Below are 15,129 nucleotides of genomic sequence, written 5' to 3' on the forward strand. Positions count from 1 at the left end.
GCCCAGCCCAGGACACCGAGCCAGCCGCCCCTGACGCCCCCAGCCAAGATCCACCCCGGCCGCCCGAACCGCAGTGCCTCCCCGCCGAAACCATCGGGCCGCCCAAACCCCACACGCCCAGGCCACCCGAGCCGCAAGACCCCGACATCCCAGCCGAAGACGTCCAGGGCACCCGCCCGGGAGGCCCCCGGCTGGAGGAGCACCGGCCGCGCAACTCCAACAGCCCCAGCCCAAGACACCCCAGCCGCCAAACACCAATCCCCCGGCCACCCAGGTCGGCAGACCCAACGCCCCCGGGCCAAAACGCCTTGGCTGGCCGCCGCCTGGCCGGCGCGGATCTCGTGACCACCGCCGAGGGCGCCCTGGACCACCACACGCCGCGTGGCAAAGTCCCCGCCGAGGGCCCCGATGGGGACAAGTCGTAGCCGGGTGCCGAGGGCGGTCATCCGCCGCCCTCTCGGTGGCGTCCGTGAGCAGTTCGCCCGCCCGGACCAGGGCCTCCGACCCGGGACAGGGCCCTGACAGCCCCAGCCGAAGAGACCCGTGCCCCCGAACCGCAACGCCCTCGCCGAAGGCACCCCGGCCGGCCCAACCCCCAGCCCAAGACGCCCAAGCCGCCAAACCCCAACGCGCCCGGCCCCAGACCCCAACGTCCCCGGCCGATGTCGGCCGGGGGCGTCAAGTCAAGGGCCCGCTGGAGCCAGTCGGGGCGTGTGGTCAGTGTTTGCCGATGGGGTCGCCCTCGACGTCCGGGCCGCGGCCCGGGCCGACGCGGAACTCGAAGTCGCCGTCGTACTTCTTGTGGCCTTCGATGACGGCCAGTTCCACCGCCTCGGAGCCCATCTGCTCGCGCACCATCACCGGGTCGCGGCGCAGGTCGCGCATGAGGGCCACGCACATGAGGACCATCACGACGACGAACGGGGCCGCCGCGAGGATCGTGAGGTTCTGCAGGCCGGTCAGCGCGTCGCCCTGGCCGCTGCCGACCATGAGCATGATCGCGGCCACCGCACCGGTGACGACGCCCCAGAACACCACGACCAGACGGCCCGGTTCGAGCGCGCCCTTCTGCGACAGGGTGCCCATGACGATCGACGCCGCGTCGGCGCCCGACACGAAGAAGATGCCGACGAGGACCATCACGAGCAGGCTCGTGGCGGTGGCGATGGGGAACTGCTGGAGCACGTCGAAGAGCTGGCCCTCCGGGGTCTGCTCCTTGCCGAGCCTGCCCTGTTCCTGCATCTTCATCGCCGAGCCGCCGAAGACCGCGAACCAGACCAGGCTGACCGTGCTGGGCACCAGGATGACACCGCCGACGAACTGCCGGATCGTGCGGCCCCGGCTGATGCGGGCGATGAACATGCCCACGAACGGCGTCCAGGAGATCCACCACGCCCAGTAGAAGACGGTCCAGCTGCCCAGCCAGTCCGCGACACCCTCCCCGCCGCTGGCCTCCGTCCGGCCGGCCAGCTGGGGCAGGTCGCCGAGGTAGGCGAAGACGGACGTGGGCAGCAGGTCGAGAACGATGATGGTCGGACCCGCCACGAACACGAACAGGGCGAGCACCAGCGCCAACACCATGTTCGTGTTGGACAGCCACTGGATGCCGCGCTCCACGCCCGAGACCGCGGACGCGACGAAGGCCAGGGTCAGCACCGCGATGATCGTGACGAGCAGCCCGGTGCTCACCTTGTCCATCCAGTTCAGCTCCTGCACACCGGAGCCGATCTGCAGCGCGCCGAGCCCCAGGGACGCGGCGGAACCGAAGACGGTCGCGACGATCGCGAGGATGTCGATGACGCGGCCGACGGCGCCGTTCGCGTGCTTCTTGCCGATCAACGGCGTGAACACGGCGCTGATGGTCTGGCGGCGCCGCCTGCGGAAGGTGCTGTAGGCGATGGCGAGGCCCACCACGGCGTAGATCGCCCAGGGGTGGAGCGTCCAGTGGAACAGGGTGGTGGCCATGGCCGTCTCCATGCGCCCACCGGAGTCGGCCGGATCGGTGCCCGGCGGTGCCGCCGAGTAGTGCGACAACGGCTCGCTCACGCCGTAGAACATCAGGCCGATGCCCATGCCGGCGCTGAACATCATCGCGACCCAGGACACCGTGCGGAACTCGGGCTCCTCGCCCTCGGCCCCGAGGTGGATACGGCCGTAGCGGCTGGCCGCGAGCCAGAGGGCGAACACGACGAAGGCCGAGGCGGCGAGCATGAACGCCCAGCCGCCGTTGTGCATCAGCCCGCTGAGCATGCTGGTGGAGACGTCTTCGAGCGAATCGGTCGCCGCGGCTCCCCAGACCACGAAGGCGAGGGTGAGCACGGCCGTGACCCCGAAGACAATTCGGTCGGTTTTGGGACGTTCCTGACCGGGGAGACCCGCTTCCGAACCCGGAAGCGCGGCCCCCTCTTGGTGGTCGCTTTCACTTGGTCGGTCGTGCGTCACAGGCGGCACCTTTCATTGGGACGTAGGAGGACCGTAAGTCCTCCGTAACGCCCCTACCACGTGTGGCGCAATTTCACCCTCCTCAACATTGCGTTTCCGGTTTCCCTGCCGTCAGGTGGTACATTCCGCGCTCGTCGAGCAGCAGCGGCACGAGCGCCCGCAGAGACTGGCGCAGGGGCACGAGCACGCCCTCGGCATCCCGGCGTACGCGCACACCGTGCAGCGCGAGCTCGTCTCCCACCTCGGCGTACTGCGCGGCCGTGAGCCGGTAGCCGCAGGGCGGATTCTCGATCACCTGAGCCGGCTCGGGCGCGTCGTTGTCGGCGCCGCCGACGTAGACGGGGCCGGCGGAGGCGTATCCCGCTAGCCGGGCCCCGCCCGTCGCCGCCTCGACCGCGCCGCGGCGCTGGTCGGCGTATCCGAACAGGCCCTCCAGCGCGTCCAGTTGCGAGGTGACCCGGCGGCGGTTGTTCAGCGCCTCGTCCGCCTGCTCGGCATCGGTGAGCGGGTCCACTCGGCTCTCGATGAGCAATCCGATCCCGTGCTTGATACCGGACATGTTGCGCAAAATGCGCTCCTGACCGTCTCCCGCGACCTGTTTGATCGGCTCGCCGGTCTCGGGGTCGGTCCAGATGCCGTAGGTGCCGGTCGAGTGGCCGGCCCGCCGCGCCGCGGGGCGGACGTACGCCTCGGAGAGGGTCTTCGCCTCGTCGTGGACCCACTCGTGGGTGTTGAGGTTGCGCGGCCACAGGTCGAAGAGAGCCTTGTCGTAGTACGGGGGTGTGGCGCCGTACTCGTGCAGGTCGTAGACGAGGTCGGGACGCTGGTCGCGGATGAGCTCGGCCAGCGCCCGGCCTTCGGCGGTCCGGAGCGCCAGGTGGTCGCGGTTGATGTCCACACCGTCGCCGTTGCCCCGGGTGCCGGCGGCCCGGCCGTCGGGGTTGGCGGTGGGCACGACGAGGACCGTGGTGCGGTCCAGGAAGCGCCGCGTGCGGCTGTCGCGGGCGTACGCGAGGTCGCGCACGGTGGTCAGGCAGGCTTCGCGGCCTGCGGGTTCGTCGCCGTGCTGGCTGCACACGAGCAGCACCTTGTTGGGTGTCGGGTGGGTGCCGACCCGGACCAGCTGGAGCGGGCGGCCCTGCTTCGTCGTACCGAAGCGGGTCATGGAGACGCGGCTGCTCGACCGGTCGACGGCTTCGAGGAAGTCCTGCTCCTCGGGCTGGGTGGTCCAGCGGGCGCCGTTCGTCTGCTCGAAGCCGGTGCGGGGCGGGGAGTCGGTGGCGGCCTGGGCCGGGACGGCGACCAGGGACGCGGCGACGGCCGCGGCGGTCAGCGCCAGGGCACGGACGCGGGTCGCGGTCCTGTCTGCCGCCTTGGGGGCCACGGGCCCGGCCGCGGTGCCGCGGGTCGCGGTCCTGCCTGCGGTGCCGCGGGTCACTGGCTTCCCTCCGGGACGCGGTGAGTGGTGCGCGGATCCCGTACGCCGTCCAGGAGGGTGGCGTCGGGCGTGGCGGACGCGGCGCCCGTGGTGGCGCGGGCGAAGGCGGCGGCTCCGCCGGCGAACGGCACGCGGGCCGAGGTGCGGGACAGGTCGACCGTGAGCTCGGGCGTGTCCGCGGGAGGGTCGATGAGGCCCTTGTCGGTGCCCGCGACGATCAGTGCCAGGCGGTGCCCCTTGGGGACGACGTGGTCGGTCGCCGCCAGGTCGAGGGTGATGGTGTACCGCTTGCCCGGGGTGAGCGGGGCGCCCGTCAGGTCGGAGGCGTGGTTGCCGAGGTCGGCCCAACCGCGGCTGACGATCGTGTAGTCGACGTCGGCGGTCTTCGCCTTCGTCTCCTTGAAGCAGGAGCTGTCGCCGGCGGTGCTCGCGCCCCAGCAGGTGCGGTCGGTGAGGGTGGTGATGCCCTCGCCCGCGTCGGCGTAGTCGCGGATGGTGGCGGGGCCGATGTCCACGAGGACGGCGGAGAGGTGGGCCGTCGGGGTGGAGGGCGTCGCGGTGACGGTGACCTCGGAGGAGCCGGACAGGCGCAGGTCGCGGGTGAGCGGCCTGGTGACGAAACCGGCCTTCTCCGGTGTCGGCTTGTCGATCTGCGCTGCCCAGTCGGTCTCGCTCAGCTTCGGGTCGTCGGTGAAGGCCGCGGTGCCGTGGCCGCGGTGCAGGCCGAGGGTGCCGACGCCTGCCTGGGCGCCGTTGCCAGGGCGCAGGGTGACGGCCCGGGTGCCGTTCGGCGGCCAGGTCCTCGAGGTGGTCCACTGGTCGGGCCGGCGCTCGATGTCGGCCATGGGCTCGCGGTCGATGCCGTTGTCGTAGCCCATGAGTTCGTGGTCGAACCAGCGGTGGAGGGTGTCGACCCAGGCGGCGCGGCGGAAGTCGAAGGGGTCGACGTGGCCGGTCCGGGAGAGCCAGATCTTGCGCTCGACGCCGTTCTTGGCGAGGGCGTCCCACCACCGCCCGACATGCTTCATACGCACGTTGAGGTCCTGCATGCCGTGCACGAGGAAGACGCTGGCCTTGACCTTCCGCGCGGCCCTGACGTAGTCGCGCTCGGTCCACAGCGGTGTCCAGTCGCCGGTGCGCGGGGCGCCGTCGACGAGCTTCTGCTGCACGGCGGCGCACTTGGCGCGGGCGTCGGGGCTGTTGACGTAGTCGGACAGCCATTCGGGGCCGGAGTCGTAGAGCGGGGCGCCCTGCTGGAAGTAGTAGTCGTACCAGGAGGAGATGGCGCCGATCGGGACGATGGTCTTCAGACCCTCGACGCCGGTCGCGGCGACGCCGTTGGCGATGGTGCCGTCCCAGCTCTTGCCGATCATGCCCGTCTTGCCGTTGGTCCAGGCGGCCTTGGCGCGGGTGGTGCCGGTGCGGGTCGTGTAGGCCTTGGCGCGGCCGTTGAGCCAGTCGACGACGGCCTTCGCGGACTGGATGTCGGAGCGGCCGCCGACGTCGACGCAACCATCGGAGCGATTGGTTCCGGCCAGGTCGACGCCGACGAAGGCGTAGCCGCGGGGCACGAAGTAGTTGTCGTAGTACAGCGGCATCTGGGTGACGTCGCCGTTCGCGTCGTACGTCTTCTTCTGGCTCTCGTTGCCGCGTCCGCAGCAGGAGTAGTACGGGCTGGCGTCCATGATGACGGGGACCTTGCGGCCCTGTCGGTCGGGTTCGCGGGGGCGGACGATGTCCACGGCGACGCGGTCGGCCTTGCCGTCTCGGTCGCCGTCGAGTCCGGTGTCCACCCAGACGGCCTCGCGGATGGCGTCGTCGTACGAGTGGACGGGGCGGCTCTCGCGCGGGGCGGCGTGCACCGCCGCGGCCGGGGTGATCAGCGTGGCCAGCAGGGCGGCCGTGGCCCCCGTCGCGAGCGGTCTCCAGGTCATGAAGCGCGTGCGTTTCGGCATGCGGCGGACGCTACATCGGTGAACTCCCGTTCAGAAGAGGGCACCTGACGGACCGGCGTGTCCGGGACGGCCTCCTGGGCCCGGTGTCTCATGTCGGCCGAATGGCGATCGTGTGACAGCAGGGGCCATGGACATGATCAGGGGCACAGGGAGCCAATAGGCTCCGGATAGCCTTCGGGACCCTACGACTTGGAGTTTTGCGTGCACCGCAGAATCATCGCGCCGGGAGCCCTGGCCGCGGCCGTTCTCCTGCTGGCGATCCCGGCATCGGCCGCGCCCCACTCCCCCGGTGCACCGGGTATCGGTGACCCCTACTACCCGGCCTACGGCAATGGCGGATACGACGTCTCCCACTACGACCTCAGGCTCAAGTACCAGCCGGTCACGGACGAACTCGAGGGCACCGCGACCCTCGTGGCCCGCACCACGCAGGGCCTGTCCAGCTTCAACCTGGACTTCCTGCTGGACGTCGGCGAAGTGCGCGTCAACGGCGCGAAGGCGTCGTTCCGGACGTCGGGCGAGCACGAGCTGGAGATCACCCCGAAGACCCCGCTGGCCAAGGGCACGCCCCTCACGGTCGTCGTGCGCTACCGCGGCGTGCCGTCGTCGAAGAAGGCGTACGGCTTCACCAGCTGGCACCGCACCCCGGACGGGGGCGTCGCGGCGAACGAGCCCGAGGCGGCGGCGTGGTGGTTCCCGAGCAACGACCACCCGCTCGACAAGGCGACCTACGACGTGTCCGTGCTGGTCCCGGACGGCACGCAGGCCATCTCCAACGGCACGCTCCAGTCGACGAGTTCACGCCTGGGCTGGACACGCTGGAACTGGCGCTCCGACAAACCGCAGGCCACGTACCTCGCCACGCTCGCGGTGGGGAAGTTCGACATCACGACCGGCACGACCGAGAGCGGCATTCCGGTCCTCAACGCCTACAGCAAGGACCTGGGCGGCCACGCCGGCGCGGCGCGGGCAAGCATCGAACGGACCGGAGAGATCGCCGACTGGCTGACCGGCTACTTCGGGCCGTACCCCTACAACGCGCTCGGCGGATACGTGCCGAACACCACCACGGGGTACGCGCTGGAGACTCAGACCCGGCCGTACTACAGCCCCCGGCAGTTCGCCAACGGGTCGAACATCTCCCTCGTCGTCCACGAGCTGGCCCACCAGTGGTACGGCGACGACGTGTCGCTCAAGCGCTGGAAGGACATCTGGATCAACGAGGGCTTCGCGCGCTACGCGCAGTGGCTGTGGTCCGAGCACGAGGGCGAGGGCACGGCGCAGGAACTCGCCGACTACGTGTACGCCTCCCACCCCGCCGACGACCCGTTCTGGACGGTGAAGCCCGGGGACCCGGGCCCGGAGAACCAGTTCGACATCGCGGTGTACGACCGGGGCGCGCTGGCCGTCCAGGCGCTGCGCAATGAGATCGGCGACGAGGCGTTCTTCGCGATCCTCAAGGGCTGGCCGCAGAAGTACGCCCACGGCAACGCGTCGGTCGCCGACTTCCAGCGGTACGCCGAGGAGGTGTCCGGCAAGCCCCTGGCGGCGCTGTTCGACACGTGGCTGTTCCAGCCGTCGAAGCCGGGGGCGCCGGCGGCTCGGGCCGCGGCGGTTGCGAAGGCCGGCGGGGTGGTGGCGCAGCCGAAGTCGTGGAAGAAGATCGCTGCGACGAACGGCGTGCACGAGCACGCGGGTGCGGAGCACGGAAGCCACGGGGAGCACGCGCACTGAGGTGCCTTGTTCCGCATAGCTGCGGGCAGTCGTGCCGCTTGGGGCGATGGGGTTCCCCCCTGCTCGAGCGAAGCCGAGAGCTTGGGGGAGGGTGGGCGCAGCGGCACCTCGTCGCGCCGAGCTGCGCAACGCCCGCCCAGTCGCGCACGCACCTGGCGTGCTGAACGCCGCCCCTCGGCCTACGGTGGGCCCATACGCACTGGCCGTATGGGCCCGGCGGCATGAACAAGGCTGCCGACGAAGGAGCCGGACGTGCGGAACGTGGCGATCGTCGAGGCACCGTCCGTGCTGGGGCTGCGGCCGACCGGTGTCGAGGATCTCCCGACGGCATTGCTCGAAACCGGGATGGCCGAGGCCCTCGGAGCAGTCCCGGCGGGCCGCGTCGAGCCGCCCGCATACGACCCGGAGCGGGATCCGCAGACCGGGGTCCTGAACCCCGGCGGCATCGCCGCGTACTCCACCGCACTGGCCGACACCGTAGGCGGCGTCCTCGACGACGACCGGTTCCCTGTCGTGCTGGGCGGCGATTGCAGCGTGCTGCTCGGCAACCTGCTCGCGCTGCGCCGCCGCGGCCGGCCCGGGCTGCTGTTCCTCGACGGGCACACCGACTTCTACCAGCCGTCGGCGGAACCGGCCGGCGAGGTGGCCTCCATGGAACTCGCCCTCGCCACCGGGCGCGGCCCGCGCGTGCTGGCCGACCTGGAGGGCCGGGGCCCGCTGCTGCGGGACGAGGACGTCGTCGCTCTGGGGTTCCGGGACGCGGAGGAGTCCGCGGCGTACGGGATGCAGCCGCTGCCGTCCGCGCTGCACGCGCTGGAGCTGGACACCGTACGGGCCCTGGGGGCGGGCGAGGCGGCCCGGCGCGCGGTGGGGCTGCTGACCGGCGACGGCGCGGGCAGCGGGTACTGGATCCACCTCGACGTCGATGTCCTGGACGACGCGGTGATGCCCGCCGTCGACTACCGGCTCCCGGACGGGCTGACCTGGCAGGAACTGGAGACCGTCCTGCGCACGGCCCTGTCCGGCGGCGGTGCCGTCGGCCTCGACGTGGCGATCTTCAACCCCCGTCTGGATCCCGACGGGGCGATCGCGCAGCGCCTCAGCGACTGTCTGGTGCGGGCGTTCGACAGGGATGGCCAGGACTGAGCCGGGGCCGGTCAGTCCCCGTGGTCGTACACCGTCACCTGTATCCCCCGCCGTATCAGCCGCTCCTCGATCAGCGGCTCGACCCGGGACCACTTGCCGCCGGCGAGACCGCAGCCGATACGGGGCATGTGGACGGTCGCACCCAGGTCACCGGCCCTCTCGGCCAGGGTCCCCAGCGCCGTGTCGATCGCCTCGTAGCGGACGGGGACGCCCTTGCTGCCGGTCCTGGTGCCGCGCTGGCCGATCATGTTGGCCACCCACACGTACGGCTCGACCTGGACGAGCTGCACCGCGCCGAGCCCGAAGTCGTTCGCCGCGCGGCCTCGGTGCCAGGCCCGGTACGCCGCCTCCGGCTCGGGCCAGCGGCGCGATATCGCCAGGACGAAGCCCTTGCCCCAGCCCCCGAGGTCGTTGCACACATGGGCGATGACCTTGACGCCCTTCACCGACGGAACGGTGGCGTCACCCCGGACATACCTGATCCCCGACATGACGCCACCGTAGGCCCTGCCACTGACAGTGACCCCGGCCTGCTACTTCGTGAACTGCGACAGCTCCTGGTCGGCCGTCTGCGACACCCGGCGGCGGATGCCGAACCAGCCCGCGACCAGCACGGCCGCGATCAGCGGGATGAGCAGCAGCGTCCTGCGGCCGACCTCGGGGTCGTTCCACATCATGCCGAGGCAGGCCAGCAGGAAGGCGATCGTGGTGATCTCCGTGACCGGGCTGCCGGGGAGACGGAAGGAGGGGCGGGTGACCAGGCCCTCCTTGGCGCGGCGGACGAAGACCAGGTGGCAGATCATGATGATCACCCAGGTGCTGATGATGGCGAGCGAGGCGACGTTCAGCACGATCTCGAAGGCCTGGGCCGGCACGAGGAAGTTCAGACCGACGCCGAGCACGCAGACCGCGCAGGTCAGCAGGATGCCGCCGTAGGGGACCTGGCTGCGGTTCATGCGGGCGGTGAACTTCGGCGCGGAGCCGGCCATCGCCATGGAGCGCAGGATGCGGCCCGTGGAGTACAGGCCCGAGTTCAGCGAGGACATCGCTGCGGTCAGCACGACCAGGTTCATCACGTCGCCGGCCGCCGGGACGCCGATCTTCGACAGCACCGTGACGAAGGGGCTCTGACCGGCCGAGTAGACCGAGCCGGGGAGCAGGAGGGCGAGGAGGACGACCGAGCCGACGTAGAAGAGACCGACCCGCCACATGATCGAGTTCACCGCGCGCGGGACGACCTTCTCCGGCTCGGCGGTCTCCCCCGCGGCGACACCGACGAGCTCCAGTGCGGCGTACGCGAAGATCACGCCCTGCATGACGAGGACGACGGGCATCATGCCGTGCGGGAAGACGCCGCCGTTGTCGGTGATGACGCTCATGCCGGGCGTCTGGCCGCCCACCTCGTGCTGGGTGGCGAGCAGGAAGATGCCGATGAGCATGAAGCCGACGAGCGTCGCGACCTTGATGATCGAGAACCAGAACTCCATCTCGCCGAAGATCTTCACCGAGATCAGGTTCACGGCCAGCACGACCGCGAGGGCGGCCAGCGCGAGCACCCACTGCGGGATGTCGGTGAACAGGCTCCAGTAGTGCGTGTAGAGCGCGATCGCCGTGATGTCGGCGATGCCGGTGGTCGACCAGTTCAGGAAGTACATCCAGCCGGCGACGTAGGCGCCCTTCTCACCGAGGAACTCGCGCGCGTACGACACGAAGGAGCCCGAGGAGGGGCGGTAGAGCACGAGCTCGCCGAGGGCCCTGACCACGAAGAAGGCGAAGATGCCGCAGACCAGGTAGGCGATCGCCAGGGCCGGGCCCGCGTTGTGGAGGCGACCGCCGGCGCCGAGGAAGAGGCCGGTGCCGATGGCGCCGCCGATGGCGATCATGTTGACGTGGCGGGCCTTGAGGTCCTTGCTGTAGCCGGCGTCGCCCGCGTCCGCGGGCACCTGGGCCGCATCGGTACGCGGCGTGGCCGCAGCCGTGTTCACGGCGTCCTTGCTCACGGGTGGTTCCACTCTCTGGATCACCCCGGACGTCGTGGGCCCGGGGTCCGTACAGTGCAATGGCCCGTACCACCCTTGTGACGCGGCACCGACCAAGGCAGCACCTTCCCACACCGATCCGCTCGCATACGGTGACCGGCGTCACAGAGCGTCACCCCTCACAAGGTCCACCAGGGAGAGGCACAGCCGCCACCCGACGTTCACTTCATGGTCATGAAGGGATTGCGGGCGAGGTTTCACAGCACTGGTGAGACAGCGATACTGCTGCACATGACGACCGACACCGAGGAACCGACCCTCACGATCGACGAACTGGCCGCTCGGGCCGGTGTCACGGTGCGCACGGTCCGTTTCTACGGCACGAAGGGGCTGCTGCCGCCGCCGGCGCTCGGTCCCCGGCGTGTGGGGCACTACGGGCGGGAGCACCTGGCCCGGCTGGCGCTGATCGAGGAGTTGCAGCACCAGGGGATGACGCTGGCGGGCATCGAGCGCTATCTGCGCCAGTTGCCGCCGGACCTGAGCGCGCGCGACCTCGCCGTTCACCGGGCGGTGGTGGCCTCCTGGGCGCCGGACACCGTCGAGACGGTCACGCGGGAGGAACTGGAGCGCCGGGCCGGGCGGCCGCTCGGCGACGAGGACGTCGAGCGGCTGGTCGCGATGGGCGTGCTCCGGCCGGCGGACGGCGGGTACGAAGCCGATCTCGGTCTGCTCCGGCTGGGTGTCGGGCTGCTGGACGTGCCGCTCTCCCAGGAGGCGATCTTCGCGGCGCGCAAGGTTCTCATCGAACACTCGCGCGCCGCGGCCCGGGAACTCTCCCGGCTCTTCCGCAGCGAGGTGGCGGAGCGTGACGCGCGGGACGTGCGGTCCCTGTCGGCGCACATGCACCCTTTGGTGGTGCAGGCGCTCCTCACCGCCTTTCAGCGGTCGCTGAAGGAAGAGCTGGGCGAGTGGCTCACCGAACCGTCACGGGAGTCAGGCGCGGGCTGAGTCGCTGAACCGCTCCCCCTTCTCCGCCTTGTCCACGAGCAGCGCGGGCGGGGTGAAGCGGTCGCCGTAGCGCTCGGCGAGTTCACGCGCGCGTGCCACGAATCCGGGCAGGCCGCCCTCGTAGCCGTTGATGTACTGGAGCACGCCACCCGTCCAGCCCGGGAAGCCGATGCCGAAGATCGAGCCGATGTTGGCGTCGGCGACGGAGGTCAGCACGCCCTCCTCCAGCAGCCGGACGGTGTCCAGCGCCTCGGAGAAGAGCATGCGCTCCTGCATGTCCTGGAACGGGATCTGGTACCCGGGCTTGGTGAAGTGCTCGCGCAGGCCCGGCCAGAGCCCGGTGCGCTTGCCGTCCTCCCCGTATTCGTAGAAGCCGGCGCCGCCGCTGCGGCCCGTGCGGCCGAACTCGTCGACCATGCGGTCGACGACGGCCTCGGCGGGGTGGGCCGTCCAGGTGCCGCCCGCCTCCTCGACCGCCCGCTTCGTCTCGGCCCGGATCTTGCGGGGCAGGGTCAGCGTCAGCTCGTCCATCAGGGACAGCACCTTGGCCGGGTAGCCGGCCTGAGCGGCGGCCTGTTCGACCGAGGCGGGCTCGATGCCCTCGCCGACCATGGCGACGCCCTCGTTGATGAAGTGCCCGATGACGCGCGAGGTGAAGAAGCCGCGCGAGTCGTTGACGACGATCGGGGTCTTGTTGATCTGCCGGACCAGGTCGAAAGCGCGCGCCAGGGCCTCCTGTCCCGTGCGCTCACCCTTGATGATCTCGACGAGCGGCATCTTGTCGACGGGCGAGAAGAAGTGCAGTCCGATGAAGTCGGCCTGGCGCTCCACGCCTTCGGCGAGCGCGGTGATGGGCAGGGTGGAGGTGTTGGAGCACAGCAGCGCGTCGGGCGCCACGACGTGCTGGATCTCCTGGAACACCTTGTGCTTGAGGGACGTGTCCTCGAAGACGGCCTCGATGACGGCGTCGCAGCCCGCCAGGTCCTGCACCTCGGCGGTGGGCGTGATGCGGGCGAGCAGGGCGTCCGCCTTCTCCTGCGTCGTACGGCCCTTGGCGACGGCCTTCGCGCAGAGCTTCTCGGAGTAGCCCTTGCCCTTGACGGCCGCCTCCAGGGAGACGTCCTTCAGCACGACGTCGATGCCGGCGCGGGCACAGGAGTAGGCGATGCCCGCGCCCATCATCCCGGCGCCGAGGACGGCGACCTTGCGGACCTGGCGGGGCTCGACGCCCCCCGGGCGGTTGGCGCCGGAGTTGACGGCCTGGAGGTCGAAGAAGAAGGCCTGGATCATGTTCTTCGAGGTCTGGCCCGCGGCCAGTTCCACGAAGTAGCGGGCCTCGATGACCTGGGCGGTCTCGAAGTCGACCTGGGCGCCCTCGACGGCTGCGGCGAGGATGTTGCGCGGGGCCGGGTAGGGGGCGCCGTTCGTCTGCTTGCGCAGGGTGGCCGGGAAGGCGGGCAGGTTCGCCGCGAACTTGGGGTTGGCCGGGGTGCCGCCCGGGATCTTGTAGCCCGGCTTGTCCCAGGGCTGCTGCGACTCGGGGTTGGCGTCGATGAAGGCGCGGGCCTTCTCGAGGAGTTCCTCGTGGGTGGTGGCCACCTCGTCGACGAGGCCGTTCTCCAGGGCGCGGCGCGGGCTGTACTGGGTGCCCTGGAGGAGGACCTTCAGCAGCGCGTCGGCGATACCGAGGAGACGGACGGTGCGGACGACGCCGCCGCCTCCGGGCAGCAGGCCGAGGGTGACCTCGGGGCAGCCGATCTTCGAGCCGGGCGCGTCCAGGGCGACGCGGTGGTGGCAGGCCAGGGCGATCTCGTAACCGCCGCCGAGAGCCGCGCCGTTGAGGGCGGCGACGACGGGCTTGCCGAGGGTCTCGATGCGGCGCAGGTTCCGCTTGATCGCCATGCCGCCGTCGAACAGCTCCTGGGCCGTCTCGGGCGTGACCCGGATCAGGTCGCGCAGGTCGCCGCCGGCGAAGAAGGTCTTCTTGGCCGAGGTGATGATGACGCCCCGGATGGTGTCCTTCTCGGCCTCCAGGCGGTCGGTGGCGGCGGCGAGCGAGTCGCGGAACGCCTGGTTCATGGTGTTCGCGGACTGGTTCGGGTCGTCGATGACCAGGGTGACGAGGCCGGTGCGGTCCTGTTCCCAGCGGATGGTGGTGGACTCAGTGCTCATGTGGAGGTGCTCCGTGTGATCCGTCGGGAGGTGGTCAGATGCGCTCGACGATCGTGGCGACGCCCATGCCGCCGCCGACGCACAGCGTGGCGAGGCCGTAGCGCTTGTCCTGGCGCTCGAGTTCGTCGACGAGCGAGCCGAGGATCATGGCACCGGTCGCGCCGAGGGGGTGGCCCAGGGCGATGGCGCCGCCGTTGACGTTGACCTTGTCCAGGGACAGGCCCATGTCCCGCGCGTAGCGCAGCACGACCGCCGCGAACGCCTCGTTGATCTCGACGAGGTCGATGTCGTCGATGGTGAGTCCGGCCTTGGCGAGGGCCTTGCGGGTGGCGGGGGCGGGGCCGGTGAGCATGATGGTGGGCTCGGAGCCGGACACGGCGGCGGAGACGATCCGCGCGCGGGGCGTGAGGCCGTAGCGCTCGCCGATCTCCTTGGAGCCGATCGCGACGAGCGCGGCGCCGTCGACGATGCCGGAGGAGTTGCCCGCGTGGTGGACGTGGTCGATCTTCTCCACCCAGTGGTACTGCTGGAGCGCGACCGCGTCGAAGCCGCCGAGTTCGCCGATGTCCGCGAAGGACGGCTTCAGCTTGGCGAGGGAGTCGGCGGTGGTGCCGGGGCGCATGTGCTCGTCGTGGTCGAGGACGACGAGGCCGCTGCGGTCCTTGACCGGGACGACGGACTTGTCGAAGCGGCCCTCCTTCCAGGCGGTGGCCGCCCGCTCCTGGGAGAGGGCCGCGTACTCGTCGACGTCGCGCCGGGAGAAGCCCTCGATGGTGGCGATCAGGTCGGCGCCGATGCCCTGCGGCACGAAGTTGACCTGGAGGTTGGTCATCGGGTCGTTGAACCAGGCACCGCCGTCGGAGGCCATCGGAACCCGGGACATCGACTCGACACCGCCCGCGAGGACGAGATCCTCCCAGCCGGAACGGACCTTGGCGGCGGCCAGGTTGACGGCCTCCAGGCCCGAGGCGCAGAAGCGGTTCTCCTGCACACCGGCCACCGTGTCGGGCAGCCCCGCGGCGATGGCGGCGATCCGGGCGATGTCGGAGCCCTGGTCGCCGACCGGTCCGACGACGCCGAGCACGATGTCGTCGACGGCGGCCGGGTCCAGGTCGGGGAAGCGGGCGCGGATCTCGTGGATGAGTCCGACGACCAGGTCGATGGGCTTGGTGCCGTGCAGGGCGCCGCCCGCCTTGCCGCGCCCGCGCGGGGTGCGGATCGCGTCGTACACATACGCTTCGGTGCTCACGAGGAG

The 15,129-nt window shown here is 70.7% G+C and carries 10 protein-coding genes; 3 read left to right on the forward strand and 7 right to left on the reverse strand.

Going from position 1 to position 15,129, the window contains the following annotated elements:
• Positions 1-717 precede the first annotated feature (717 nt).
• From AOQ53_RS06100 to AOQ53_RS06110, 3 genes are all read right to left on the reverse strand, one after another.
• Positions 718-2,442 (reverse strand): BCCT family transporter, encoded by a 1,725-nt coding sequence (locus tag AOQ53_RS06100; RefSeq protein WP_059415653.1) that lies wholly within the window; start codon positions 2,440-2,442, stop codon positions 718-720.
• Positions 2,443-2,524: 82 nt separating this feature from the next.
• Entirely contained in the window at positions 2,525-3,826 is a 1,302-nt protein-coding gene (locus AOQ53_RS06105) for a M14 family metallopeptidase (protein ID WP_059415731.1), read from the reverse strand.
• Positions 3,827-3,876: 50 nt separating this feature from the next.
• Entirely contained in the window at positions 3,877-5,835 is a 1,959-nt protein-coding gene (locus tag AOQ53_RS06110) for a Xaa-Pro dipeptidyl-peptidase (protein ID WP_059415655.1), read from the reverse strand.
• A 201-nt stretch (positions 5,836-6,036) separates the two neighbouring features.
• Here AOQ53_RS06110 and AOQ53_RS06115 point away from each other — a divergent pair, with 201 nt between their 5' ends.
• Positions 6,037-7,569: a M1 family metallopeptidase gene (locus AOQ53_RS06115; protein ID WP_059415657.1), complete on the forward strand. Its 1,533-nt coding sequence runs from the start codon at positions 6,037-6,039 to the stop codon at positions 7,567-7,569.
• A 252-nt stretch (positions 7,570-7,821) separates the two neighbouring features.
• Positions 7,822-8,715 carry an arginase family protein gene (locus tag AOQ53_RS06120; protein WP_059415658.1) on the forward strand — a complete coding sequence of 298 codons (894 nt, stop codon included), beginning with the start codon at positions 7,822-7,824 and terminating at the stop codon, positions 8,713-8,715.
• Between the two features lie 11 nt (positions 8,716-8,726).
• Here the strand turns inward: AOQ53_RS06120 and AOQ53_RS06125 are convergent, their stop codons facing one another.
• Positions 8,727-9,206 (reverse strand): macro domain-containing protein, encoded by a 480-nt coding sequence (locus AOQ53_RS06125; protein WP_059415659.1) that lies wholly within the window; start codon positions 9,204-9,206, stop codon positions 8,727-8,729.
• A gap of 42 nt (positions 9,207-9,248) precedes the next feature.
• Positions 9,249-10,715 carry an amino acid permease gene (locus AOQ53_RS06130; RefSeq protein WP_059415661.1) on the reverse strand — a complete coding sequence of 489 codons (1,467 nt, stop codon included), beginning with the start codon at positions 10,713-10,715 and terminating at the stop codon, positions 9,249-9,251.
• A gap of 270 nt (positions 10,716-10,985) precedes the next feature.
• Between AOQ53_RS06130 and AOQ53_RS06135 the strand changes: the two genes are divergently transcribed.
• The gene (locus AOQ53_RS06135) at positions 10,986-11,702 is read left to right on the forward strand and encodes a MerR family transcriptional regulator (protein WP_174523236.1); all 717 of its coding nucleotides are present in this window, start codon (positions 10,986-10,988) and stop codon (positions 11,700-11,702) included.
• Here AOQ53_RS06135 and AOQ53_RS06140 read toward each other — a convergent pair.
• On the reverse strand, positions 11,688-13,874 hold the full coding sequence (locus AOQ53_RS06140; protein ID WP_059415663.1) for a 3-hydroxyacyl-CoA dehydrogenase NAD-binding domain-containing protein: 2,187 nt from the start codon (positions 13,872-13,874) through the stop codon (positions 11,688-11,690). The genes AOQ53_RS06135 and AOQ53_RS06140 overlap by 15 nt on opposite strands.
• A 34-nt stretch (positions 13,875-13,908) precedes the next feature.
• Complete coding sequence (locus AOQ53_RS06145) at positions 13,909-15,123, reverse strand: acetyl-CoA C-acetyltransferase (protein WP_059415665.1); 1,215 nt, start codon at positions 15,121-15,123, stop codon at positions 13,909-13,911.
• Positions 15,124-15,129: the final 6 nt, after the last annotated feature.

Origin of the sequence: Streptomyces azureus, assembly GCF_001270025.1 — a bacterium.
Lineage (GTDB): Bacteria > Actinomycetota > Actinomycetes > Streptomycetales > Streptomycetaceae > Streptomyces > Streptomyces azureus.